Origin of the sequence: Pseudomonas sp. SMV7 (assembly GCF_052041995.1) — a bacterium.
Classification (GTDB): domain Bacteria; phylum Pseudomonadota; class Gammaproteobacteria; order Pseudomonadales; family Pseudomonadaceae; genus Aquipseudomonas.
The window spans coordinates 64,888-88,073 of sequence record NZ_JBKGGT010000009.1; the positions used below are offsets into that span (position 1 = coordinate 64,888).

A 23,186-nucleotide genomic window follows, 5' to 3' on the forward strand; every position below is an offset into this window, starting at 1 on the left:
GCGTAGCCAAGGGAAAACGGGAGCAGCAACAGCGCTTGCTCAGCTGTCGGCATTGGCCTCGACAGAAACTTTGGAAGCTGTCTGGTTTGCGTCTTTGGTGGCATCGGACTGCTGTGCGGCTATGGCATCGCGAGCCTCTTGATGAACGGCGGCAAACTCGGCGTTACGGGTAATGAAAGCCTGCGATTCTTCGGCCATGGCCAGCGGCGACAACAACAGGGAAGACAGGACGAAGACGCTGGCAATACCCTTACTGTTGGACATTTGAAACTACCTTCTTGCAGTGCAAGTGCTAATGAGGACAGGGCTAAAGTTAGCCCTTTCAATACACCTGAAACAGAGCGAAGTGCGATAAGCACTGTTGCGCAAAAGGTAACGATTGCACTGCAAGGCAATGGGGCATTCGCCGGAAACCCCGCGCTAGACGGGACGGCTTGTTCAGAAGCCGATGAAGGCGTAGTACAGCGGGGGTTCGCGGGTTATGTGCAAGCCGTATTCCTGCAAACTCGCCCCTAGCGCCTGGTCCTCGACATGGAGGGTCCAAGCTGCCCCGTCGTGTTCCGGCAGTTGCGCCAGGGCTGCGGCAAACGCGCCCATGTCGGGCAGGTAAGCCGTAAAGCCATTGCCTTTTAGCGCACTGGTAGTCATGCCTAACGCCTGGCATACCTGCACCTTGGCCGCGATATCGTCCCTGTCGGCCTGACGCGAGGCGTGCACCAGTGCCTGCAGGCCGGCATCGAGCAGTTGCGTGCCGTGAATCAGCTGAGGCCCCTGCTGCCAGGCTTGCGGCGGGCAGTCCTTGCTTGCTGGCCGCAGCGGGATATGCGGGTTGATCTCTACCGGATAGATACGGCAGACCAACGGGCGACGGTCATAGATGGTGCACAAGTCATTGTCGTCGAGGTTGCGGCAGCGCCCGGGGTTGAATGCGGCAAAGGTCACCGCGACGCGTACTTCGCCAGTGCCGCAGCGCACGGGATGGGAACGGCGCATTACATGCTCACGCTGCTCCAGCGGCATGCCGGGGCCATCGGTCACGAAAGCTTCGATCAGCACCACCACCTGGCCGGCATCTGCCGCCCAGTGACGGGCTTCGTCCAGGGTCAAGGGCACGTGATGGCCGGTGCAGCACTTGCCGCAGCCGGTGCAGGCGAAACGCAGGCTGTCGGTCACTTGACCTCCGGGCTCCATTCGTTGATGAAGGCCCGTTGCTGCCGACGGTCGTACAGGCACAGTTCGGTGCCGGTACGCTGCTGCATGTGCTGCTGTGGGTAGACGCCCTCGATCAGCAGGGCGCTCATGCCGACCTGGTCATCGAACTCGGCAGGCTTGCTGCGAACATGGGCGTCCTTGAACTGGCTGGCTGCCAGGCAGGCCTTGAGCATCTGCTGGCGCTGCTCGTTCCAGGCCTGGCTGCTGGAGGCCTGGGCGGTAGCGCTGAACAGGGTACAGGTGATGAGGATAGCGCTGAAGAATTTCATGGACGATTCCGGCAAGTGGCTTGCGAGAGGCGCGATTATGCCCGTCTCAACCCCAGTGGCAAGCCGGGGAGTTTGTCGCAGGATTTGTCAGCGCTCGGCGAACACCACGGTACGCGCTGCCACCACCAGGCAATCGGTCAGCTCCGGCGAGGAGAACTTGGTGAGAATGGCATTGGCCCCGGCCAGCCTGGCCTTCTCGGCGCTCATGGTGCTGTCGAGCGATGTGTGCAGCAGGATATAGAGGTGCTGGAAATCCGGGGTCTCGCGCAGGGTGCGGGTGAAAGCGTAGCCGTCCATCTCGGACATTTCGATGTCGGAGACGATGATGTTGATTTCCTGTGCGGTGCCCTGCAGCTCCAGCAGCACATTGATGGCGTCCTTGGCGCTGCGCGCGGTGTGGCATTCGATGCCGAGGTTGCGCAGGGTGTGCACCGACTGTTGCAGGGCCACCTGGCTGTCGTCCACCACCAGGATGTTGGCGGCGGCCAACAGGCTGACGTCTTCTTCACTCAGGGTACTGTGGGGTGGCTCGGGTGCCGGCGGGGCGATGGCGTGGATGACTTTTTCGATGTCCAGCACCTGCACCAGGGTATTGTCGACCCGGGTGACGCCGGTGATGAACGAGCGGCTGCCCGAGCCGTAGGGCGGCGGTTTGATGTCGGTGCTCAGGCAATGCACGATGCGGCTGACCGCCTGCACATGCAGGCCCTGGCGCGAGCGGCTGATCTCGGTAACGATCAGGCAGCCGCCGTCCGGGTCGGCCAAAGGCCGTTCACCGATGGCGCGGGACAGGTCGATGACCGACAGCGGGTTGCCGCGCAGGGTCGCCACGCCTTTCACGTGAGGGTGCGACTCGGGCAGCTTGGTCAGCGGTGGGCAGGGGATGATCTCGCTGACCTTGAGCAGGTTGATTGCCATCAACTTGCCGCTGCGCAGCGTGAACAGCAGCAGGGACAGCGAGTCCGCGCGGGCATTTTGCGTGGCCATGGTGACCTTCGTCGGGAACAGGGGTAACCGGTTATCGGCCTGATCTGTTCGGGCTTTAGCGACACCTCGTCAGCGTAACCCCAGGCGCCGGGCCAGACGGCTGAGGTTGGCCCGGTCCAGGCCCAGTTCGCGGGCGGCGGCCGCCCAGTTGTGTTGCTGCCGGTGCAGGCAGGCTTCGATCAGTTGACGCTGGTAGAGGTCGACGGCTTCGCGCAGGCCGCCCTCGGGCAGCGCCGCTTCCTGCAGGGGCGCGGCAGGAGCGGGTAGCGTGACCGGCGCTACCGTCGCGCGCAGGTCCAGGTCGATGGCTTCAAGGGTGAGGATGCGTGGTCGGTCGGCGTGCTGGCCCAGTGCCTTGAGCGCGGAGCGGCCGATCAGGTGTTCCAGTTCCCGCACGTTGCCCGGCCAGTCGTAGGCCAGCAGTGCCGCCTGGGCGCCACTGCTCAGGCGCAGGCTGTTCAGGCCCAGGCGCGAACGGTTCTGTTCGAGAAAGTAGCCAGCCAACAGCAGCACGTCGCGGCCTCTTTCGCGCAGCGGTGGTACCTGCAGCGGGTAGACACTGAGGCGGTGGTAGAAGTCGGCGCGGAAGTTGCCGCTGCGCACCTCTGCCGCCAGGTCGCGGTTGGTGGCGGCGATCAGGCGCACGTCCACCTGGTGCTCGCGGTCAGAGCCAAGGCGCTGCAGCTGGCCGCTCTGCAATACCCGCAGCAACTTGGCCTGCACGGTCAGCGGCAGTTCACCCACTTCGTCGAGGAAAAGCGTGCCGCCATTGGCCAGCTCGAACTTGCCCCGGCGCTCGCCGTGGGCGCCAGTGAAGGCGCCGCGTACATGGCCGAACAGTTCGCTTTCCACCAGGGTATCGGGCAATGCGGCGCAGTTGAGGCTGATCAGCGGCTTTTCGGCGCGGTTGCTGGCTCGGTGCAGGGCTTGCGCCACCAGCTCCTTGCCGACACCGGTCTCCCCGGTGATCAGCACGGTCAGGTCGCTGCCCCCGACCAGGCGAATTTCCTCTACCAGGCGCTTGTGCGCCGGGCTCTGGCCTATCAGTTCCTTGTCCTGGCCGCTGGCCTGGCGGTAGATCTCGGCACGGTGGTGCTCGTCTTCGGCGCGCAGGGCCAGGTGTTCGATACGCTCGGCCACGGTGACCGTGGCAGCGGCCAGGCTGGCAAAGGCCTGCAGGGCATCCAGCTCCAGGCTCTGGAACTGCCCTGGGGTAAGGGCGTCCAGCGTGACCAGGCCCCAGGGGCGCTCATCGACCATCAGCGGGCAGCCCATGCAGTCATGAACTTCCAGGTTGGCATCGGCGGCGTTGACCAGGCCGTCATAAGGGTCGGGCAATTCGGAGTCACTGGCGAAGCGGGTGGGTTCCGGGCGGCTGAGCAGGACCTGGAAGCGCGGATGCTCGCTGACCCGGAACCGCCGGCCGAGGGTATCCGCGCTCAGGCCGTCCACCGCCAGCGGCACCAGCCACTCACCGTCCAGGCGCAGCAGCGCGGCGGCGTCGCATGGCAGGAGCCCACGCATGGCCTGCAACAGGCGGCGGTAACGTTCCTGGTCCGGCAGGTCGCGGGACAGGTCGCTGACCAGAGGAAGCAGGGTGGTGAGCAACGGCTTTGCAGTCATACGGACTCCTATAGGTCGATATGACTATACGCTGCGCCGGGTCGTTTTGACATGATGGCCGTCAAGCACCTGATTTTGCTGGAGATAAAACCTGGCACGATTGCTGAAATAGCCATGGCAGTCATTCGAAGCCACAGGCTCAGGAGTTGCTGCAATGCTCAATGCCGAACAACGTGCAATCATCAAGGCCACTGTCCCTCTGCTGGAAAGCGGCGGCGAGGCGCTGACCACCCACTTCTACCAGATGATGCTCAGTGAGTATCCGCAGGTGCGCCCGCTGTTCAACCAGGCCCACCAGGCCAGCGGGGATCAACCACGCGCCCTGGCCAACGGCGTGCTGATGTATGCCCGCCATATCGACCAGCTGGAGCAGCTGGGCGGCCTGGTCGGTCAGATCATCAACAAGCACGTCGCCTTGCAGATTCTGCCGGAGCACTACCCGATCGTCGGCAGTTGCCTGTTGCGTGCCATCGAAGAAGTGCTGGGCAAGGACATCGCCACCCCTGCGGTCATCGAGGCCTGGGGCGCGGCCTATGGCCAGCTGGCCGACATCCTGATTGGCGCTGAAGAGAACCTCTACCATCAGAAAGAACACGCCGAAGGTGGCTGGCGCGGTACCCGTGAGTTCCGCCTGGTACGCCGTGAGCAGGAAAGCAGCGAGATCGTCTCGTTCTACTTTGCCCCGGTGGATGGCAAGCCGGTGCTCAAGGCCGAACCTGGCCAGTATATCGGCCTGAAGCTGGACATCGACGGTGCCGAGCAGCGCCGCAACTATTCGCTGTCGGCACTCTGCGACGGCAAGGAATACCGCATCAGTGTCAAGCGCGAGGCGGGCGGCAAGGTCTCCAACTACCTGCATGACCAGCTGGCGCTAGGCGATACCTTGCAGCTGTTCCCGCCGGCGGGTGACTTCACCCTGGCGGCCAGCGACAAGCCGCTGGTACTGATCAGCGGCGGTGTCGGCATTACCCCGACCCTGGCGATGCTGCAGGCGGCCCTGCAAACCCGGCGCGAGGTGCATTTCATCCATTGTGCACGCAACGGTGCCGTGCATGCCTTCCGTGACTGGGTGGACGGCCTGGCTGCACGTCATCCCCAGCTCAAGCGCTTCTATTGCTATGCCGAGCCGGAGCAGAGCGCCGCGGCCGATGCGGTGGGCTTGCTCAGTGAAGACCTGCTGGCCGAGTGGCTGCCGCAGGAGCGTGATGTGGATGCCTACTTCCTCGGGCCCAAGGGCTTCATGGCGGCGGTCAAGCGCCAGCTGAAGGGCCTGGGTGTGCCGGAGCAGCAGAGCCGGTACGAGTTCTTCGGGCCGGCGGCTGCGCTGGAGTGATGTAGCGCCTGTACCGGCCTCTTCCCGGGTGGCCCCGCGATAGGGCCGGTACAGGTTTGTAAGTAACCTATCCCACCTTGTGCCTATATATAAGAACGATGAAAACCGCTATATAGGTTTCATCTTTAATTCTCCTTTAATCACGGTATCCTTCACTCCCGGGTGTCGAGGGGCCTGGCCCTGCGCGGCACTCGGGCAGCCGCTTTTTGCCGCCCGACGTTGAACCGACGTCGCTGCGGCCGGTCTCAGCCACACCGGATAGCCCCGCGCCGCGCTATCACGCTGCTTCCTCGGCACGCTCACAGGCCCTGCCCAGCGTGTAGACTTGCGCCAGGCAGGCGGACCACGCTGCCACTATCCATCGAAGGAACCGGCAATGAACGAACAAACATCGCGCCTGAATCGGGAACGGCGCTTTCTGGTGCTGTTGGGCCTGATCTGCATTTCGCTGATCGGCGGCGCCCTCTACATGCAGATCGTGCTCGGCGAGGCGCCGTGCCCACTGTGCATCCTGCAGCGTTATGCGCTGCTGTTCATTGCCCTGTTCGCCTTCATCGCGGCGGCGATGCCCGGGCGCCGCAGCCTGACCTTCTTCGAGGCCCTGGTCGTGCTCAGCGCCGTCGGCGGAATCGTTGCGGCTGGCAACCATGTGTATATACTCGCCAACCCCATGGTCAGTTGTGGCATCGATACCCTGCAACCCATCGTGGACGACCTGCCGCTGGCCAAGCTCTGGCCGCTGGTGTTCCAGGTCGACGGTTTCTGCAGCACGCCGTATCCGCCGATCCTCGGCTTGTCCCTGGCGCAATGGGCCTTGCTGGCGTTTGTCCTGACGGCTGTCCTGGTTCCGCTCGGGATCTACCGCAACCGACGCCGGGCTTAGACAAAAGTACCGAATTGCGTGGTGTCTTTTGCGCTGCATGAGAAGAGCGAAAAGTTGCTCCCCGCTTGACCCAGATCAAGCCCCAGGCCTTGCAGAATGCGGCTTTGAGGCCTAGCAAGCGGGGTGCGACAAACTGTCGCGAAGTTGAATTTTTGAGCAGTATTGTTACCGATTCGGTAAAAGACTGTTGCTCAATAAGTCATAGTCAAGGGTTGGCGACCTATCTACAATCGCCCCCAATTTCCGTTCGGCACTGCTTGCGAGTCGCAGGATTGAAGGAAGCCCCAGCGCTCCTTTTTGCTGACTTCGTCAAGTTTCGCCCAACGGCGATACCGGGCGGACCCCCCTCCGCGTTTTCCCGCACCAAATGGACTTGGTCTGAAGTACAGGCCTGTTGCCTACGAAACCATAAGCACCGCTAACCCGCTTGACGCCAAGGCCCTGCAGTCGGACCCGGGCAGGAGCGAGTACGGGCGCGAAATGCCGCACTTGGCAGGACGAAGTGTTGGCTACCAAAACACAAATTGCATTGAAGCAAGCTGATCTAGAGGTCGTGAGATGAGTAAAAAGCGTTACCCCAGACTGTTTGGCATATTGCCCTTTTTAGGCATGCTTTTACTCAGTGGGTGCAACTGGACCCTGCTCGACCCGAAGGGCCAGGTCGGCATTGAGCAAAAGAACCTGATCCTCATCGCTACCGGTCTGATGCTGCTGGTGGTGATTCCGGTCATCATCATGACCGTGGTTTTCGCCTGGAAGTACCGTGCTTCCAACAAGGCCGCCACCTACACCCCCGACTGGTCGCACTCGACCAAGATCGAAGCCGCGGTGTGGATCATCCCGATCCTGATCATCATCGCCCTGGGCTACTTCACCTACCACTCCACCCACAAGCTGGACCCGTATCGCCCGCTGGATTCCGATGTGAAGCCGGTGCAGATCGACGTGGTCGCGCTGGACTGGAAATGGCTGTTCATCTACCCGGAGCAGGGTATCGCCACGGTCAACAAGATCGTCTTCCCGGCTAACACCCCGGTCAACTTCCGCGTCACTTCCGACGCCGTGATGAACTCGTTCTTCATCCCGGGCCTGGGCGGCCAGATTTACGCCATGGCCGGCATGACCACCAAGCTGCACCTGATCGCCAACGAAAACGGCGAGTTCGACGGTATCAGCGCCAACTATAGCGGTGCTGGCTTCACCGGCATGAAATTCAAGGCTACTGCCACCTCCCAGGAAGACTTCGACAAGTGGGTCGCCGAGGTCAAGCAGTCGCCGAAGAAGCTGGACAAGGCCGAATACGACGCCTTGGCCAAACCAAGCGAAAACAACCCGGTCGCGCTGTACAGCGAGGCTTCGCCTGACCAGTTCCAGCTGATCGTCGACAAGTACGAAGGCATGAACCGCGGTCGTCCGAGCCACGAAGAAGCAGGCAGCAAAGATCTGGCCACTACCAAGGGTGTGGAATCGAGTATGCAACCAGCTGCCGGTGCAGAGGAGTAAGAGATGTTCGGTAAACTAAGCCTGGAGGCGATACCCTATCACGAGCCGATAGTCATGGTGACACTTGCCATGATTGCGCTCGGTGGTATCGCTGTCGTCGGTGCTATCACCTACTTCCGCAAGTGGACCTACTTGTGGACCGAGTGGTTGACGACTGTCGACCACAAGAAGATCGGGGTGATGTACATCATCGTCGCGATGGTCATGCTGCTGCGCGGCTTTGCCGACGCCATCATGATGCGTACCCAGCTGGCTGCCGCTACCGGTGGCTCCGAAGGCTACCTGCCGCCTGAACACTATGACCAGATCTTCACCGCTCACGGTGTGATCATGATCATCTTCATGGCGATGCCGTTCTTCACCGGCCTGATGAACCTGGCGGTTCCGCTGCAGATCGGTGCACGTGACGTTGCCTTCCCGTTCCTGAACTCGCTGAGCTTCTACCTGCTGCTGGCAGGCGTGCTGCTGGTCAACATCTCGCTGGGCGTTGGTGAATTCGCCAAGACCGGCTGGGTTGCCTATCCGCCGCTCGCGGGCATCCAGTACAGCCCTGGGGTGGGTGTCGACTACTACATCTGGGCGCTACAGCTCTCAGGCCTGGGTACGACGCTGACCGGTGTGAACTTCCTCGTCACCGTGATGAAGATGCGCGCACCTGGCATGAAGCTGATGGACATGCCGATCTTCACCTGGACCTGCACCTGGGCCAACGTGCTGATCGTGGCTTCCTTCCCGATCCTGACCGCTGCACTCGCCCTGCTGACTGTTGACCGTTATCTGGACTTCCACATCTTCACCAACGAGCTTGGTGGGAACCCGATGATGTACGTCAACCTGTTCTGGGCCTGGGGTCACCCTGAGGTTTACATCCTGATCCTGCCGGCCTTCGGTGTGTTCTCGGAAGTTACCTCGACCTTCTCCGGCAAGCGTCTGTTCGGCCACCACTCGATGATCTATGCATCGGGCGCGATCGCCGTGCTGGGCTTCGCTGTATGGCTGCACCACTTCTTCACCATGGGTGCCGGCGCCAGCGTCAATACCTTCTTCGGCCTGGCGACGATGCTGATCTCCATTCCGACCGGTGTGAAGCTGTTCAACTGGCTGTTCACCATCTACCAGGGCCGTCTGCGCTTCACCGCGCCGATCATGTGGACCCTGGGCTTCATGATCACCTTCTCCATCGGTGGCATGACTGGCGTTCTGCTGGCTGTTCCGGGTGCTGACTTCGTCCTGCACAACAGCCTGTTCGTAATTGCCCACTTCCACAACGTGATCATCGGTGGTGCGGTATTCGGCTACATCGCCGGCTTCGCCTACTGGTTCCCGAAAGCCTTCGGTTTCACCCTGAACGAGAAGTGGGGCAAAGCTGCCTTCTGGTTCTGGATCTCGGGCTTCTACGTAGCGTTCATGCCGCTGTACGCCCTGGGCTTCATGGGCATGACCCGTCGTCTGAACCACTCCGACAACCCGCTGTGGGAACCCTACCTGTACGTAGCCGTTGTCGGCGCTGTGCTGATCCTGTTCGGTATCGCTTGCCAGCTGATCCAGCTGTACGTATCGGTTCGCGACCGCAACCAGAACCTGGACGTGACCGGCGACCCATGGGGCGGCCGTACCCTGGAATGGTCGACTTCGTCGCCACCTCCGTTCTACAACTTCGCTCACATGCCTGAGAAGGTTGGCCTGGACGCCTGGCACGAAGCCAAGGAAGCCGGTGTTGCCTACAAGCCGGCGGCCAAGTACGAAGCGATCCACATGCCGAGCAACACCTCCACCGGTTTGTTCATGGGCCTGTTCCTGACCGTCTTCGGCTTCGCCTTCATCTGGCACATCTGGTGGCTGGTTGGCGCGAGCCTGGTTGCAACCATCGCTGTCTTCGTTCGCCACGCGGCGCGTGACGACCAGGGCTACATGGTTCCGGCCGAAGAAGTGGCGCGCATCGAAGGCGAGCGCATGAAAGCGCTGGCCAAAGCAGGTGCTCTGCCTGCCGGCGCACGTGTCGAATCGTTTGAGCGGGTGTAATCAATGTCCAGTCAAGTAATGCACGGTGCTGCTCATGGTCACGACCATGGGCATGACGACCACCACCACGACTCGGGCCAGATGACCGTACTGGGTTTCTGGCTGTACCTGATGACCGACTGCATCCTGTTTGCGTCGCTCTTCGCCACCTACGCGGTGCTGTCCGGCAGTTTTGCCGGCGGCCCGTCGGGTCATGACATCTTCCAGCTCGATTTCGTAGCTGTTGAAACGCTGTTCCTGCTGCTGTCCTCGATCACCTTCGGCTTCGCCATGCTGAAGATGTTCGATGGCAAGAAAGCTGGCGTACTGGGCTGGTTGGCTGTGACCTTCCTGTTCGGTGCAGGCTTCATCGCGATGGAAATCTATGAATTCCATCACCTGATCGGCGAAGGCTTCGGCCCGAACCGCAGTGGCTTCCTGTCGGGCTTCTTCGCCCTGGTAGGTACCCACGGCCTGCACGTGACCGCCGGCCTGATCTGGATGGCAGTCATGATGTACCAGATCAACAAGCACGGCATCACGCCGACCGCCAAGACCCGCATGAGCTGCCTGAGCCTGTTCTGGCACTTCCTGGACGTGGTCTGGATCTGCGTATTCACCGTCGTCTACCTGCTGGGAGTTCTGTAATGGCTAACGCACACGACACTCATCACGAAGGTAACCACGGCAGCGTCAAGTCGTACATGATCGGCTTCATCCTGTCGATCATCCTGACGGCGATCCCGTTCGGCCTGGCGATGTCGCCAAGCCTGCCGAAGAACCTGACCGTTCTGATCATTGTTGCCATGGCCGTGATCCAGGTAGTCGTACACCTCGTGTACTTCCTGCACATGGACCGCTCGAAAGAGCAACGCAACAACGTTTCGACGTTCCTGTTCACCACCTTGGTGATCGCGCTGCTGGTAGGCCTGTCGCTGTGGATCATGTTCAGCATCCACTTCGAAATGTTGGCCAAGTGAGGTAAGACTGCATGTCCGTTAAGCACTTTATCCAAATCACCAAACCGGGGATCATTTTCGGTAACGTGCTTTCCGTGGCAGGCGGTTTCTTCCTTGCCGCGAAGGGCCATGTGGATTTCGCCCTGTTCCTGGCGGTGGTAGTGGGTACTTCGCTGGTAGTCGCGTCCGGTTGCGTGTTCAACAACTGCATCGACCGCGACATCGACCAGAAGATGGAACGCACCAAGAACCGCGTCATGGTCCAGGGCGGCATGCCGCTGCCCCTCGCGCTGATCTACGCCACCCTGCTCGGGGTGGCGGGTTTCAGCCTGCTGTATGTCCAGGCCAACCCGCTGTCGGCGTTCTGCGCGCTGATCGGCTTCATCGTCTACGTCGGTTTCTACAGCCTGTGGCTGAAGCGCAAATCGGTGCACGGCACCCTGGTCGGCAGCCTGTCCGGTGCCATGCCTCCGGTGATCGGCTACTGCGCCGTGAGCAACAGCTTCGACCTGGCTGCGGTCACCCTGCTGGTGATGTTCAGCCTGTGGCAGATGCCGCACAGCTTTGCCATCGCGATCTTCCGCTTCAAGGATTACAGCGCTGCCAACATCCCGGTCCTGCCGGTGGCGCGCGGTGTTCTGGCGGCGAAGAAGCAGATCGTGCTGTACGTGCTGGCCTTCGTCCTCGCCACCCTGATGCTGACCCTCGGCGGTTACGCTGGCCTCGGCTACCTGGCCGTGGCAGCCGCCATGGGCCTGTACTGGCTGTACATGGCCTGGGGTGGCTACAAGGCCGAGGACGACAGCAAGTGGGCGCGCAAGGTGTTCGGCTTCTCCATCCTCACTGTCACTGCGCTCAGCGTGATGATGGGGGTGGACAGCCAGACCGCCGCGGACGTGCTGATGACTTACGCACGCTGAGACTGCTGCCTGTTTCACGAAAACCCCGGCCATGTGCCGGGGTTTTTTTATAGGCGCTTTCCTGTGCCGGCCGCTTCGCGGGCCCGCCCGCTCCCATAGGGTTACTCCCGGCCCCGAGACTGCGCCGTATCGGTGGGAGCGGGCGAGCCCGCGAAGAGGCCCGTCCTGAAAACATAAAATTCAGATTTTTAAAAAATACATCTGAAAAATTCTATAAAAACAGGAAATTACCCTTTACAAGATTCCTGTTTCGGCACTATCTTCTGATCCAGGCCGCCACATCGGCCAACGTCGCTCGGACGGTTCCGGGCGCTTACGTACTCAGAGGAAGCCATGGCCAACCCAGGTTCGCCGCGCCGCTTTGCGCGCATCGATCGTCTCCCCCCTTACGTCTTCAACATCACTGCCGAACTCAAGATGGCTGCCCGCCGCCGCGGCGAGGACATCATCGACCTGAGCATGGGCAACCCCGATGGCGCCACGCCACCGCACATTGTCGAGAAGCTGGTGCAGGTCGCCCAGCGCGAAGACACCCACGGCTATTCCACCTCTCGCGGTATCCCGCGCCTGCGCCGGGCCATTTCCAACTGGTACAAGGAACGCTACGAGGTCGACATCGACCCGGAAAGCGAAGCCATCGTCACCATCGGCTCGAAGGAAGGCCTGGCGCACCTGATGCTGGCCACGCTCGATCAGGGCGATACGGTGCTGGTGCCCAACCCCAGCTACCCGATCCACATCTACGGTGCGGTAATCGCCGGGGCCCAGGTGCGTTCGGTGCCGCTGGTGCCGGGCGTGGACTTCTTCAACGAGCTGGAGCGGGCCATTCGCGAGTCGATCCCCAAGCCGAAGATGATGATTCTTGGCTTCCCGTCCAACCCCACCGCGCAATGCGTCGAGCTGGATTTCTTCGAGCGCGTGGTGGCCCTGGCCAAGCAGTATGGGGTTCTGGTGGTGCATGACCTGGCCTATGCCGACATCGTCTACGACGGCTGGAAAGCACCGTCGATCATGCAGGTGCCGGGGGCCAAGGACATCGCCGTGGAATTCTTTACCCTGTCCAAGAGCTACAACATGGCCGGCTGGCGGATCGGCTTCATGGTCGGCAACCCGGAGCTGGTCAGTGCCCTGGCGCGGATCAAGAGCTACCACGACTACGGCACCTTCACCCCGCTGCAGGTAGCCGCCATCGCTGCGCTGGAAGGCGACCAGCAATGCGTTCGCGACATTGCCGAACAGTACCGTCAGCGCCGCAACTTGCTGGTGAAAGGGCTGCACGAGCTGGGCTGGATGGTCGAGAACCCCAAGGCCTCGATGTACGTGTGGGCGAAGATCCCGCCGGAGTACGCGCACCTGGGTTCGCTGGAGTTTGCCAAGAAGCTGCTGGCCGAGGCCAAGGTGTGCGTATCGCCGGGAATCGGCTTCGGTGACTACGGTGATGACCACGTGCGCTTCGCCCTGATCGAGAACCAGGACCGCATTCGCCAGGCGATCCGCGGAATACGGCAGATGTTTCGGGCCGATGGCCTGGCCCGCAGGTAATTTTTGTCGGGGCTGCAAAGCAGCCCCGATTCCGCAGCAGGGGCGAGCTTTCCGCCTGCGTTCCCTCCGTAGGTGAATCTATCTTCAGCACTCATTTCTCACTACAGAGCCTGCCCATGAGTGTTTTCACCGCTTATTTCTGCGGTACCGGCTCCCACCGCTTCGATCACGCCAACCCCAACTTCTGGAACGGCGAGCTGGTATCTACCCTGGCCAGCAACGATCAAGGCCGCGAGTTCGCCCACTGGATCGCCGTGGATGGCCCCGGCAGCGGCAACCTGCAGGATGACAACCTGTTCGTCGAGCCCGGCGGCTATTTCAACTGGACCGGCCAGCTGTTTGGGCGTGGCTGGGAAGAGAACGTCAACCATGTGCTGCAGGTGATCAAAGGCGAAAGCAACTGGCAGCGTACCAAGCTGAGCGAGCAAGACTACCAGCGCCTGAAGGAGGCCGGGGTTCCTGTTCCGGACCCTTCCTCCACCGCGTCCTGGTTCTGGCGCACCTATGACTATGGTGACCGCCACCCGACGCCCCAGGAACTGCAGGAACGGATCATCAGCATGTTCCGCAAGCCGCCATTCCGACTCAGGTCAATCTGGTTGGCTGGAGCAGGGGAGGGATAAGCTGCCACATGCTGGCCAATGCCATGGCTCAGGACCCGGTGTTGCGTGGCGTACCCGTGAACATCTTCACCATCGATCCGGTGCCCGGGGTCGGCAATGTCCAGGCCGAGCGCGTGACCTTGGCGGATAACGTCAGAGAATACGTAGGTTTCTACTCGCGCGATGAGTGCTCCAAAGGTTTTGCCTGTGTGATTCCTTCGGTCGCCAGCGGGACGCAGACCAGCATCTACCCCATGCCAGGCCGCCATGCCACGCTCGTCGGCAACGCATCGGCGGATGGTGCCGGTGTCGGCGAGGTGCTGGTAGAACCGGGGCTGATCGTTCGTCACTTCGCCGAGGTCTGCCTCACCCGCTGGGGGACGCAGCTCGACAAGCGCCTGGCCCTGGACGACAGCCAGTTGATGAAATAAAACCAGGTGATGGCGGCAGCGGATAGCCAATATCAGGCCATGCGCAGCAAGTCCTACACCGTAATCACCGAGGGTGAGACGAACGACCGCATGGTGCACTGCGGCGAAGCGTGCACCTACTTCAGCAAAGTGCAGGGCGGTGATTATGACCCGAGCGCAGGGCTTGCTCTGCAGCGCGTGGATGCCGCGACCTACAAGGCGATCTGCTGACAAGAACGGGCGATCGGCACCGCTGCCGGTCGCCTTTGGCAGGCCGCCGGATCAGCGGCAAATATTTTTGCGTTGCCCCCCTATCCAGCAGCCCCGGCTTGGATTGAAAATGGCGCCGCGGGCCAGCCCCGATAACAACAACCTTCCCTCCGTGCCATCATGTCCGAATATAACCCTTGCCTTGACTGCGGCGCCTGCTGCGGGTACTTCCGTGTGTCCTTCTTCTGGGGCGAATGCCAGTCTTCCGGCGGCCTGGTACCGGACGACCTGGTGGTACAGATCAATCCCACCCGTGTTGCCATGATCGGCACCGACGCCAAGCCCTGCCGCTGTATCAGCCTGCAGGGCGAGATCGGCCAGCAGGTGGCATGTACCATCTACGCCAACCGCTCCAGCCCCTGCCGCGAGTTCGAAGCGTCGTGGGTGGGTGGGGTACACAACCCCAGCTGTGACGATGCGCGGGCGGCATATGGGCTGCCACCGCTGACACCGCCAGGGGCCAATGAGCCGCATTGGCCGGATGACGGCGCCGAGGTGGCCTGAGCGCCAGCCTGCGCGGGCCACCCGGATGCCTGAACCGTGCGCTTGACGTTAAACTGTCATTTCCCCAGCCATGGACAGGAGATCCGGCGTGACCCCACCCCGCAGTTTCCCCAGTGACCTCTGCCTGGACAGCCCGCGTCTGCAATTGCGCCCCATGCGCCATGCCGATGCAGCGCAATGGCTGGCGATCATGGCCGACCCCGAGGTCATGCGCTATTGGCATCATGCGCCCTGGCAAGACCTGGCCGAAGCCGAAAGCGCCCTGGCCGCCGATCGTGAAGCCTATGCCAACGGTGACCAGCTCAAGCTGGGCATGTACCGGCGCGACAACGGTGAACTGATCGGCATGGTCCAGCTGTTCAACATCGACGATGTCTCGCGTCGTGGCGAGATCGGTTATTGCCTGGCCAGCGCAATGCAGGGCCGAGGCTACATGGACGAGGCGCTGACCTGCTTCATCGACTACCTCGCCCACACCCTGCACATGCGCCGCCTGGAAGGCGAAATCGACCCACGAAACCAAGGCTCGGCACGTACCCTCGAACGCCAGGGCTTCGTGCTCGAAGGTACCCTGCGCGCGCGCTGGTGCGTGGCTGGCGAGCTGTCCGATTCCGGTATCTATGGCCTGCTGCTGGAGCCGCCGGTTGCCTGACCGCATGACATCCCATCGAAGGTTTGGAAGCGGGGCAGGGGCTGGGTTATGGTCACAGCCTGTTCCTTTCCCCAGGTATGCCCCTTGCCCGTTTTCTACCTGAGCGCCAGCTTGCTGCTGTACCTGCTCGCACTGTTCTTCGATGGCGCGCTGATGAGTGGCGACCGTCACATGCCCGCCTTGCAGATGCTGTTGTATGGGCCATGGGGCCTGCCTTTCGGCATGTATCAGTGGTTCGCCAACCCATTGCTGGCGCTGGCGATCCTGGCCCATCGACGGTTCCGCCGGCTGGCGCTCCTGGCCGGCCTGGTTGCGCTGTACCTGGCTGCCAGCAGTTTCGGAATTGACCGCTTGCCGGACAACCAGAGCTACGCGTTTCATGAGCGTACCGGCTTTGGTGCCGGGTTCTACCTGTGGCTGGCGGCGATGATGGTGTTCTGCCTGGGGCAGGCCGGGTATTGCTGGAAGGCGCGCAGTGCCGCCGATATGCCGGGTTGGAGCTGGCTGGACGTGGTGCTGGTTGCGGCGTTGGGCGTGGCGTTCTATGCCGCGACGCAGATGCCGACGTTGCACTTTGAGCCGGGCAGGGTGCTGATGCCGCAAGCGCAGCCGCAGACGCTTTGAAACCCATAAGGAGAGTTTGCATGATCAAGCATTACCTGACCGGCCTGGCATTGGCCTGCGCGCTGCCATCGGCAATGGCCGATGACTACACGGCGGCCTATGGCAAGTGCATGGACAAGGCGTCCAGCACCGTGGCCATGAATGAATGCATCAAGGCTGAAACGCAAGTGCAGGACCAGCGCCTGAACCGCGTGTACAAGCAACTGATGGGCAAGCTCGATGCCGGGCAGCAGAAGCGCCTGCGGGATGTGCAGCGCACGTGGCTGGCTTACCGCGATGGCAATTGCCAGTTCCATGTGCAGGCCAGTGGCGGGACCATGGCGGTACTGGAAGGTGGTACATGCCTGATGGACATGACCCGTGATCGCGCAGCGGAGCTGGAGCGGGTGCTCAGCCCGGGGCAGTAAGGCCGCCTGATTTGGCCTCTTCGCGGGTGAAGCCGCTGCCACAGGTACACAGACCGCTCGCGAACTCGGTTCTCTGCGCGACAGCGCAGCCCAAAGGATTGGGCGATCTCCCACATGCACTGCGCAGGCCCTGAGGGCGGCGCGGGTGGTGTGAGAGCAACTGTCTTGCCCAATTTCCAAAAGCTAGCGCGATTCCTGTGGGAGCGGGCATGCCCGCGAACACCGGCGCAGCCGGTGCCCGCCACCGCGTCGCCTGCTTCGCGGGCTTGCCCGCTCCCACAGGTGACGGCGCAGTCCCAAGGTTCACGCTGTACCTGTGGGAGCAGGCTTGTTCCCACATGTACTGCGCAGGCCCTGAGGGCAGCGCGGGCGGGTGAGAGCAACTGTCTTGCCCAATTTCCAAAAGCTAGCGCGATTCCTGTGGGAGCGGGCGTGCCCGCGGACACCGGCGCAGCCGGTGCCAGCCACCGCGTCGCCTGCTTCGCGGGCTTGCCCGCTCCCACAGGTGACGGCGCAGTCCCAAGGTTCACGCTGTACCTGTGGGAGCAGGCTTGTACCCACATGTACTGCGCAGGCCCTGAGGGCGGCGCGGGTGGGGTGAGAGCAACTGTCCTGCCCAATTTCCAAAAGCTAGCGCGATTCCTGTGGGAGCGGGCATGCCCGCGAACACCGGCGCAGCCGGTGCCAGCCACCGCGTCGCCTGCTTCGCGGGCTTGCCCGCTCCCACAGGGGACGGCGCAATCCCGAGGTTCACGCTGTACCTGTGGGAGCAGGCTTGTCGTGGCGATGAACCGCGGCGATGGGGCGCGAAGCGGCCTCGGTGCTACTTGCGCGGTTCGCGTAGCGCCCGGGCCTTGAGGTACTCGCGCACTTCCACGGCATCCCCGGCAAACTCGATACGCTCGGCCTTGGCTGCGCGCTGGTAGGCGTACATCGGGTCGTAGTACTCGTTCAGCAAGCCTTCGATCCAGCCTCGATGCAAGTCCACCGCACCGCTGCGCTGCTGCTCCTCAAGGGCCAGGCGGAGGATTTCCGACAGCCGCTGATAGCGCTCTCCGCCCAAGCGCTTGTGGATGTTGGCCATGCTCTGCAGCATGCGTTCGGTGAACAGCCGAGGGCCGTCTTCTTCGCCATGCACACTGACGAACTCGGCGCTGAGGTTGATCACGTAGTCGCGCAGAATCCGTTCCACCCGGTTGGCGAAGCTGTCTTCCAGCCATACCAGCGGATACTGCTGCATACCCTGGTACAGCTCCAGCGGCACCGTGCAACTGCCTACGATGCGGCCTTCATCTTCCAGTACGAACTGCTCGATGCCACGGGCGCGCTTCTTCAGCACGTCGATGGCCAACGTGTTTTCGAAGTCGATCTGCGCCGGCTGCGCAGTGGCGCGTTTGCCGAAGCTGGAGCCGCGATGGTTGGCGTGGCCTTCCAGGTCGAGCACATTGTCCAGTTGGTGCAGCACATCGGTCTTGCCGGTGCCGGTCAGGCCGCCAACCAGCACGAAATCACATTGCACCACTGCCTGCTGAGTGGTTTCCAGCAGGAAGGTCCGCATGGCCTTGTAGCCACCTTTGACCCGCGGGTAATGGATACCCGCTTCATCACGCAGCCAGCCCTGCACGATCTGCGAGCGCAAGCCACCACGGAAGCAGTACAGGTAACCCTCCGGGTGAGCCTGGGCAAACGCCGCCCAGGCCTCCAGGCGGGCTTGTCTGGTGGCGCCACTGACCAACTGGTGGCCCAGGGCGATGGCGGCGGCCTGGCCCTGTTGCTTGTAGCAGGTACCGACCTTCTGCCGCTCCTGGTCGGTCATCAGTGGCAGGTTGATAGCGCCCGGGAAGGCGCCTTTGGCGAATTCGACAGGTGCGCGCATGTCCATCATCGGCACGTCATCGAGGAACAGCTGGCGGAAGTCGGTGCAGTCGGAGCGCATCAGATCACCTCGACCGCATGGCTCTGTCGCTCGACCAACCGGCCGATCGCTGCCAATTGCAGGCCCAGCCCGGCGGCTTCGGCGAGGAACTCGGCTTCCCCGTCCGGGGTGACCGCCACCAGCAGGCCGCCGCTGGTTTGCGGGTCGCACAGCAGGTGCTTCTGGTCTTCAGTGAGGGGGCCGATCTTGTGCCCGTAGCTGTCGAAGTTGCGCAGGGTACCGCCGGGGATGCAGCCCTCGGCCAGGTAGTATTCGACACTCGGCAGCCGCGGCACCGCTGCGTAGTCGAGATGCGCGGTGAGGCCACTGCCTTCGGCCAGTTCCACCAGGTGGCCGAGCAGGCCAAAGCCGGTGACATCGGTCATCGCCTTGACCCCGTCCAGCTTGCCGAAGCGGCTGCCGGGGGTATTGAGGGTGCACATCCAGTCACGGGCCAGGCCTTGGTCCTGCGCGCGCAGTTTGGCCTTTTTCTCGGCAGTGGTGAGAATGCCGATGCCCAGCGGCTTGGTCAGGTACAGGCGGCAGCCGGCGCTGGCGGTATCGTTGCGCTTGAGGTGGCGCTTGTTCACCACGCCAGTGACGGCCAGGCCGAAGATCGGCTCGGGGGCATCGATGGAGTGGCCGCCGGCCAGCGGGATGCCGGCTTCGGCGCACACCGCACGGCCACCGCGAATCACTTCGCGGGCCACTTCCGGCGGCAGCACGTTGACTGGCCAGCCGAGGATGGCGATGGCCATCAGCGGGTCGCCGCCCATGGCATAGATGTCGCTGATGGCGTTGGTGGCGGCGATGCGGCCAAAGTCGTACGGGTCATCGACGATTGGCATGAAGAAGTCGGTGGTCGAGACCACGCCGCGTTCGTCGTCCAGCGCATACACGGCAGCGTCGTCGCGCGAGGCGTTGCCGACCCACAGCTTCGGGTCCAGGGCCTGGGCGCCGCTTTCGGCGAGGATCACATCCAGCACCTTGGGGGAGATCTTGCAGCCACAGCCGGCACCATGGCTGTACTGGGTCAGGCGAATCGGCTCGCTCATGTGTACCTCGGCAGGTCAAATTATTGCGCGATTGTAGCAAAGCTGGCCTTTGCGCCCGCGCCTCTTATAATTCCCGTGGTCGGCGCAAAGGGCCGGCCTTTCCCCGCTATTGAACCGGAGAACACCCATGCTCAAACGCCCACTGGCGCTCGCCGCCGGCCTCGTGCTGTCCTGCTGTGCCGTTGTCGTCCAGGCTGCTGAAACCCTGCGGGTCAGCGCCATTCCCGACGAAGCGCCGACCGAACTGCAGCGCAAGTTCAAGCCGTTGGGCGAATACCTGGCCAGGCAGCTGGGCATGGAAGTGAAGTTCGTACCGGTTGCCGACTACCCGGCAGTGGTCGAGTCGCTGGCCTCCGATCGCCTCGACCTGGCCTGGCTGGGTGGTTTCACCTTCGTCCAGGTACACCTGAAGGACCCGACCGCCACGCCGCTGGTACAGCGTGAGCAGGATGCTCAGTTCACCTCCAAGTTCATCACCGCCAACCCCGACGTGAAAAGCCTGGCCGACCTCAAGGGCAAGTCGTTTGCCTTCGGTTCCATCTCGTCCACCTCGGGCAGCCTGATGCCGCGTTACTTCATGCTCAAGCAGGACAACATCAAGCCTGAAGACTACTTCAGCCGAGTGGCCTATTCCGGCGCCCACGATGCCACGGTGGCCTGGGTGCAAGCCGGCAAGGTCGATGGCGGCGTGCTCAACGCCAGTGTCTGGCAGAAGCTGGTCGATGCCGGCAAGGTCGATACCGCCAAGGTGAAGGTGTTCGCCACCACCCCGACCTACTTCGACTACAACTGGACCGTGCGCGGCAACATGGACCCGGCGCTGAAGGAAAAGATCAAGAAGGCATTCCTCGACCTCGACCCGGCCAACCCGGAGCACAAGGCCATTCTGGACCTGCAGGCCGCCAGCCGCTTCATCGAAACCAAGCCTGAGAACTACGTGGGCACCGAGCAGGCTGCACGCGAGGCCGGCCTGCTCAAGTGACAGACTCTTGTGAAGTGGCCATTCAGCTGCACGGCGCCGGCCTGCGCCATGGCCAGGTGCGTGCGCTTGATGCGGTGAACCTGCGTATCTGCCAGGGCGAACGCGTCGCCATCATCGGGCCGTCGGGGGCAGGCAAGTCCAGTTTGCTGCACCTGATGGCCACGGCAATCCAGCCCAGCAGCGGGCGCCTGGAGTTGCTCGGTAAGCAGCCCTGGGCGTTGTCCGCCAGGGCACGGCAGCGCCTGCGTGCGCGGGTTGGCCTGGTGCATCAGGCGCCGCCGTTGCCGCCGCGCCAGCGGGTGGTGACGGCGGTGCTGGCCGGCCGCCTGGGGCAGTGGGGCGTGCTGCGAGGCTTGCTCAACCTGTTGTACCCGAGCGATGTGCCTGGCGCGCGCCAGGCCCTGGCCGAGTTGGGGCTGGCCGACAAACTGTTCGTGCAGTGTGGGCAATTGTCCGGCGGCCAGTTGCAGCGCGTGGGCATTGCCCGGGCGTTGTACCAGCAGCCGCACGTGTTGTTGGCCGATGAGCCGGTGTCGGCCATGGACCCAGTGCTGGCTGACCACAGCCTGGCCTTGCTCAACCGTCACGCCCAGGCCAATAGCGTGACCCTGGTGGCCAGCCTGCACGCGGTGGAACTGGCGCTGGCGCACTTTCCGCGAGTGATTGGAATTCGCGACGGGCAGGTGGTGTTCGACTGCCCGGCGCAAGCGGTGACCGAGCAGTTGCTCGATGCGCTGTATGCCAACGAACAGCTGGTGCCGGCGCCGCCACAGGGGCCGACGCTGACTGTGCAGATTCCGCGATGCTGAAGGCTGACGCGCGCGACCCGGCCTTGCCGCCGAGGTTGCTGCTGGCCCTGCTGGCGGTACTGGTGTTGTGGCCGGGCGTGCAATTGAGCGAGCTGAACCCGGGGGTGCTGCTACAAGCGCAGAACCGCCAGCAGATCGCCAGTTTTACCAGCGCCTTCTGGCCGCCGGCTCACACTGCTGACTTCCTGGCGCTGCTGTATGAAGCCACCTTGCAGACCCTGGCTGTGGCCACCGCCGGGATGGCGTTGGCCTTGTTGCTGGCGGTCCCGGCCGGGCTGCTGGCCAGCCGGGCCCTGTCCTTGCGCGCGGCCTCGCGTGGTGGTCATGCCGGGCTGTGGTCACGCATGCTGCGCCTGCCGGTGCGCTGGCTGCTGATATTCCTGCGCAGCGTGCCGGAAATCGTCTGGGCGTTGCTGTTCGTGCGGGCTGTCGGGCTGGGGCCGACGGCCGGTGTGCTGGCTATCGCCATTACTTACAGCGGCATGCTCGGCAAGGTCTACGCCGAAATCTTCGAGTCGGTCGACCAGCGCCCGGCCCATGCGCTGCTGCAGGCGGGCAGTAGCAGGTTGGCGGCGTTTCTCTACGGCATCCTGCCCAGTGCTGCATCGGAAGTGGTGTCGTATACCGTGTATCGCTGGGAATGTGCGGTGCGGGCCTCGGTGGTGATGGGCTTCGTCGGTGCCGGTGGGCTGGGGCAGCAGATCGACCTGTCGATGCGCATGTTCGCGGGGGCGGAAGTGGCGAGCATGCTGCTGACGTTCCTGGTGCTGGTGATGCTGGCCGACCTGCTCAGCCGCTTGCTGCGCTGGAGGCTGGCATGAACCGGGCGCTCAACCTGCTGCTGCTCGGGGCCATAGTCGCCGCGGTGGTCGCCTCGTTCGCATACCTTGAGCTGGACTGGCAAGCGCTGTTCGGCAATGGCGGGCTGGGGCAGATGGGGGAATATGCCGGGCGTTTTCTGCACCCGGACCTGTCAGCCGGGCACCTGTCCGCGGTCGCGCATGGCGCCTTGGAGACCTTGGCCATGTCCGGCCTGGGCACGTTATTGGCGATGTTGCTGGGCCTGATGCTGGCGCTACCGGCCGCGGGCCGCTTCGGTTGGCCGCTGCAGGGCTGTGCGCGGTTGCTGCTCAATGCCCTGCGGGCCATTCCGGAGCTGGTGTGGGCCGCGCTGACGGTATTGGCGGCCGGGTTGGGGCCCAATGCCGGTACCCTGGCCCTGGCGCTGCACACCGCCGGGGTGCTGGGGCGGCTGTTTGCCGAGGCCCTGGAGAACGCGCCAGCGGAGCCGGCGATGGCCATCCGCTTGCTGGGTGGCAGCCAGCTGGCGGCGTTCTGCTTCGGCACCTTGCCCAACCTGTGGCCGCAGTTGCTGGCCTACAGCTTGTACCGCTGGGAAAACAACATCCGCATGGCCAGTGTGCTGGGGTTCGTCGGGGCGGGTGGCTTGGGGCAGATGCTGTATACCACCTTGAGCCTGTTCCAGGAGGCCCAGGCCAGCACGGTGATCATGGGCATGCTGGTGCTGGTGTTGCTGGTGGATGCCTTGAGTGATGTGTTGCGCCAGCGCTACGTGCGCGCCTGATCGGTAGCCGGGGGCTGCTCTCCAGGCTGGCGCTGTAGGAGCGGATTTATCCGCGAAGCAGGCGACGCGGTGGCTGGCACCGGCGGTGCCGGTGATCGCGGCTGAAGCCGCTCCTACAAGGATCGCGCAGGGGTTTAGG

23 protein-coding genes and 1 pseudogene are annotated in these 23,186 nt (G+C 63.0%); 17 read left to right on the forward strand and 7 right to left on the reverse strand.

What is annotated here, in order from left to right:
• Positions 1-39: 39 nt before the first annotated feature.
• The 5 genes from ACLEJP_RS13105 to norR form a co-directional block, all read right to left on the reverse strand.
• Positions 40-264, reverse strand: coding sequence for a hypothetical protein (locus ACLEJP_RS13105; RefSeq protein ID WP_289133871.1), 225 nt, complete (start codon positions 262-264; stop codon positions 40-42).
• 174 nt (positions 265-438) lie between these two features.
• Positions 439-1,173, reverse strand: coding sequence for a YkgJ family cysteine cluster protein (locus ACLEJP_RS13110; RefSeq protein ID WP_440806975.1), 735 nt, complete (start codon positions 1,171-1,173; stop codon positions 439-441).
• Positions 1,170-1,481, reverse strand: coding sequence for a hypothetical protein (locus ACLEJP_RS13115; RefSeq protein WP_440806978.1), 312 nt, complete (start codon positions 1,479-1,481; stop codon positions 1,170-1,172). Before ACLEJP_RS13115 ends, ACLEJP_RS13110 begins: the two co-directional genes overlap by 4 nt.
• Before the next feature lie 87 nt (positions 1,482-1,568).
• Positions 1,569-2,468, reverse strand: coding sequence for a chemotaxis protein (locus tag ACLEJP_RS13120; RefSeq protein WP_225780456.1), 900 nt, complete (start codon positions 2,466-2,468; stop codon positions 1,569-1,571).
• Positions 2,469-2,537: 69 nt separating this feature from the next.
• On the reverse strand, positions 2,538-4,091 hold the full coding sequence (norR, locus tag ACLEJP_RS13125; RefSeq protein WP_440806981.1) for a nitric oxide reductase transcriptional regulator NorR: 1,554 nt from the start codon (positions 4,089-4,091) through the stop codon (positions 2,538-2,540).
• A 154-nt stretch (positions 4,092-4,245) separates the two neighbouring features.
• Here norR and hmpA point away from each other — a divergent pair, with 154 nt between their 5' ends.
• From hmpA to ACLEJP_RS13190, 13 genes and pseudogenes are all read left to right on the forward strand, one after another.
• Positions 4,246-5,424: an NO-inducible flavohemoprotein gene (gene hmpA / locus ACLEJP_RS13130; RefSeq protein WP_440806984.1), complete on the forward strand. Its 1,179-nt coding sequence runs from the start codon at positions 4,246-4,248 to the stop codon at positions 5,422-5,424.
• A gap of 376 nt (positions 5,425-5,800) precedes the next feature.
• The gene (locus ACLEJP_RS13135) at positions 5,801-6,307 is read left to right on the forward strand and encodes a disulfide bond formation protein B (protein ID WP_225780459.1); all 507 of its coding nucleotides are present in this window, start codon (positions 5,801-5,803) and stop codon (positions 6,305-6,307) included.
• Between the two features lie 558 nt (positions 6,308-6,865).
• Positions 6,866-7,810 (forward strand): ubiquinol oxidase subunit II, encoded by a 945-nt coding sequence (cyoA, locus tag ACLEJP_RS13140; RefSeq protein WP_015268993.1) that lies wholly within the window; start codon positions 6,866-6,868, stop codon positions 7,808-7,810.
• Positions 7,811-7,813: 3 nt separating this feature from the next.
• Positions 7,814-9,832 carry a cytochrome o ubiquinol oxidase subunit I gene (cyoB, locus tag ACLEJP_RS13145; protein ID WP_063911280.1) on the forward strand — a complete coding sequence of 673 codons (2,019 nt, stop codon included), beginning with the start codon at positions 7,814-7,816 and terminating at the stop codon, positions 9,830-9,832.
• 3 nt (positions 9,833-9,835) lie between these two features.
• On the forward strand, positions 9,836-10,459 hold the full coding sequence (gene cyoC, locus ACLEJP_RS13150) for a cytochrome o ubiquinol oxidase subunit III (protein WP_063911281.1): 624 nt from the start codon (positions 9,836-9,838) through the stop codon (positions 10,457-10,459).
• The gene (gene cyoD / locus ACLEJP_RS13155) at positions 10,459-10,791 is read left to right on the forward strand and encodes a cytochrome o ubiquinol oxidase subunit IV (protein WP_003259128.1); all 333 of its coding nucleotides are present in this window, start codon (positions 10,459-10,461) and stop codon (positions 10,789-10,791) included. Before cyoC ends, cyoD begins: the two co-directional genes overlap by 1 nt.
• 11 nt (positions 10,792-10,802) lie before the next feature.
• Entirely contained in the window at positions 10,803-11,690 is an 888-nt protein-coding gene (gene cyoE, locus ACLEJP_RS13160) for a heme o synthase (protein WP_170028315.1), read from the forward strand.
• A 333-nt stretch (positions 11,691-12,023) separates the two neighbouring features.
• Positions 12,024-13,232 carry an alanine transaminase gene (gene alaC / locus ACLEJP_RS13165; protein WP_225780460.1) on the forward strand — a complete coding sequence of 403 codons (1,209 nt, stop codon included), beginning with the start codon at positions 12,024-12,026 and terminating at the stop codon, positions 13,230-13,232.
• Between the two features lie 116 nt (positions 13,233-13,348).
• Positions 13,349-14,475, forward strand: a pseudogene (locus ACLEJP_RS13170) (hypothetical protein).
• 159 nt (positions 14,476-14,634) lie between these two features.
• On the forward strand, positions 14,635-15,018 hold the full coding sequence (locus ACLEJP_RS13175; protein WP_170028317.1) for a YkgJ family cysteine cluster protein: 384 nt from the start codon (positions 14,635-14,637) through the stop codon (positions 15,016-15,018).
• A gap of 88 nt (positions 15,019-15,106) precedes the next feature.
• Positions 15,107-15,670 (forward strand): GNAT family N-acetyltransferase, encoded by a 564-nt coding sequence (locus tag ACLEJP_RS13180; RefSeq protein ID WP_170028318.1) that lies wholly within the window; start codon positions 15,107-15,109, stop codon positions 15,668-15,670.
• Between the two features lie 84 nt (positions 15,671-15,754).
• Positions 15,755-16,294, forward strand: a complete 540-nt coding sequence (locus ACLEJP_RS13185) for a hypothetical protein (RefSeq protein WP_440806988.1) — start codon at positions 15,755-15,757, stop codon at positions 16,292-16,294.
• A gap of 20 nt (positions 16,295-16,314) precedes the next feature.
• Positions 16,315-16,701 carry a lysozyme inhibitor LprI family protein gene (locus ACLEJP_RS13190; protein WP_440806991.1) on the forward strand — a complete coding sequence of 129 codons (387 nt, stop codon included), beginning with the start codon at positions 16,315-16,317 and terminating at the stop codon, positions 16,699-16,701.
• A gap of 823 nt (positions 16,702-17,524) precedes the next feature.
• Here ACLEJP_RS13190 and mnmH read toward each other — a convergent pair.
• Both mnmH and selD read right to left on the reverse strand, forming a co-directional pair.
• Positions 17,525-18,637, reverse strand: coding sequence for a tRNA 2-selenouridine(34) synthase MnmH (mnmH, locus tag ACLEJP_RS13195; protein ID WP_440806993.1), 1,113 nt, complete (start codon positions 18,635-18,637; stop codon positions 17,525-17,527).
• The gene (gene selD, locus ACLEJP_RS13200; protein WP_440806996.1) at positions 18,637-19,671 is read right to left on the reverse strand and encodes a selenide, water dikinase SelD; all 1,035 of its coding nucleotides are present in this window, start codon (positions 19,669-19,671) and stop codon (positions 18,637-18,639) included. Before selD ends, mnmH begins: the two co-directional genes overlap by 1 nt.
• A gap of 127 nt (positions 19,672-19,798) precedes the next feature.
• On the opposite strand from selD, the gene ACLEJP_RS13205 reads away from it, so the two are divergent.
• The 4 genes from ACLEJP_RS13205 to phnE are packed head-to-tail and all read left to right on the forward strand — an operon-like array spanning position 19,799 to position 23,047.
• On the forward strand, positions 19,799-20,653 hold the full coding sequence (locus ACLEJP_RS13205; protein WP_289133886.1) for a putative selenate ABC transporter substrate-binding protein: 855 nt from the start codon (positions 19,799-19,801) through the stop codon (positions 20,651-20,653).
• A gap of 14 nt (positions 20,654-20,667) precedes the next feature.
• A complete protein-coding gene (locus ACLEJP_RS13210) occupies positions 20,668-21,462 on the forward strand; it encodes a phosphonate ABC transporter ATP-binding protein (protein ID WP_440806998.1) in 795 nt (264 codons plus the stop codon).
• Complete coding sequence (locus tag ACLEJP_RS13215; RefSeq protein WP_440807001.1) at positions 21,456-22,283, forward strand: PhnE/PtxC family ABC transporter permease; 828 nt, start codon at positions 21,456-21,458, stop codon at positions 22,281-22,283. The genes ACLEJP_RS13210 and ACLEJP_RS13215 overlap by 7 nt, the downstream gene beginning before the upstream one ends.
• Positions 22,280-23,047, forward strand: a complete 768-nt coding sequence (gene phnE, locus ACLEJP_RS13220) for a phosphonate ABC transporter, permease protein PhnE (protein WP_440807004.1) — start codon at positions 22,280-22,282, stop codon at positions 23,045-23,047. The genes ACLEJP_RS13215 and phnE overlap by 4 nt, the downstream gene beginning before the upstream one ends.
• Positions 23,048-23,186: the final 139 nt, after the last annotated feature.

Excerpts from the sequence above, each read along its gene's own strand:
- phnE (WP_440807004.1), top strand. The coding sequence starts at position 22,280 with ATGAACCGGGCGCTCAACCTGCTGCTGCTCGGGGCCATAGTCGCCGCG.
- mnmH (WP_440806993.1), bottom strand. The coding sequence starts at position 18,637 with ATGCGCTCCGACTGCACCGACTTCCGCCAGCTGTTCCTCGATGACGTG.
- ACLEJP_RS13105 (WP_289133871.1), bottom strand. The coding sequence starts at position 264 with ATGTCCAACAGTAAGGGTATTGCCAGCGTCTTCGTCCTGTCTTCCCTG.
- cyoA (WP_015268993.1), top strand. The coding sequence starts at position 6,866 with ATGAGTAAAAAGCGTTACCCCAGACTGTTTGGCATATTGCCCTTTTTA.
- alaC (WP_225780460.1), top strand. The coding sequence starts at position 12,024 with ATGGCCAACCCAGGTTCGCCGCGCCGCTTTGCGCGCATCGATCGTCTC.
- hmpA (WP_440806984.1), top strand. The coding sequence starts at position 4,246 with ATGCTCAATGCCGAACAACGTGCAATCATCAAGGCCACTGTCCCTCTG.
- ACLEJP_RS13215 (WP_440807001.1), top strand. The coding sequence starts at position 21,456 with ATGCTGAAGGCTGACGCGCGCGACCCGGCCTTGCCGCCGAGGTTGCTG.
- norR (WP_440806981.1), bottom strand. The coding sequence starts at position 4,091 with ATGACTGCAAAGCCGTTGCTCACCACCCTGCTTCCTCTGGTCAGCGAC.
- selD (WP_440806996.1), bottom strand. The coding sequence starts at position 19,671 with ATGAGCGAGCCGATTCGCCTGACCCAGTACAGCCATGGTGCCGGCTGT.
- cyoC (WP_063911281.1), top strand. The coding sequence starts at position 9,836 with ATGTCCAGTCAAGTAATGCACGGTGCTGCTCATGGTCACGACCATGGG.
- ACLEJP_RS13135 (WP_225780459.1), top strand. The coding sequence starts at position 5,801 with ATGAACGAACAAACATCGCGCCTGAATCGGGAACGGCGCTTTCTGGTG.
- cyoE (WP_170028315.1), top strand. The coding sequence starts at position 10,803 with ATGTCCGTTAAGCACTTTATCCAAATCACCAAACCGGGGATCATTTTC.
- cyoD (WP_003259128.1), top strand. The coding sequence starts at position 10,459 with ATGGCTAACGCACACGACACTCATCACGAAGGTAACCACGGCAGCGTC.
- cyoB (WP_063911280.1), top strand. The coding sequence starts at position 7,814 with ATGTTCGGTAAACTAAGCCTGGAGGCGATACCCTATCACGAGCCGATA.
- ACLEJP_RS13120 (WP_225780456.1), bottom strand. The coding sequence starts at position 2,468 with ATGGCCACGCAAAATGCCCGCGCGGACTCGCTGTCCCTGCTGCTGTTC.
- ACLEJP_RS13190 (WP_440806991.1), top strand. The coding sequence starts at position 16,315 with ATGATCAAGCATTACCTGACCGGCCTGGCATTGGCCTGCGCGCTGCCA.
- ACLEJP_RS13175 (WP_170028317.1), top strand. The coding sequence starts at position 14,635 with ATGTCCGAATATAACCCTTGCCTTGACTGCGGCGCCTGCTGCGGGTAC.
- ACLEJP_RS13115 (WP_440806978.1), bottom strand. The coding sequence starts at position 1,481 with ATGAAATTCTTCAGCGCTATCCTCATCACCTGTACCCTGTTCAGCGCT.
- ACLEJP_RS13205 (WP_289133886.1), top strand. The coding sequence starts at position 19,799 with ATGCTCAAACGCCCACTGGCGCTCGCCGCCGGCCTCGTGCTGTCCTGC.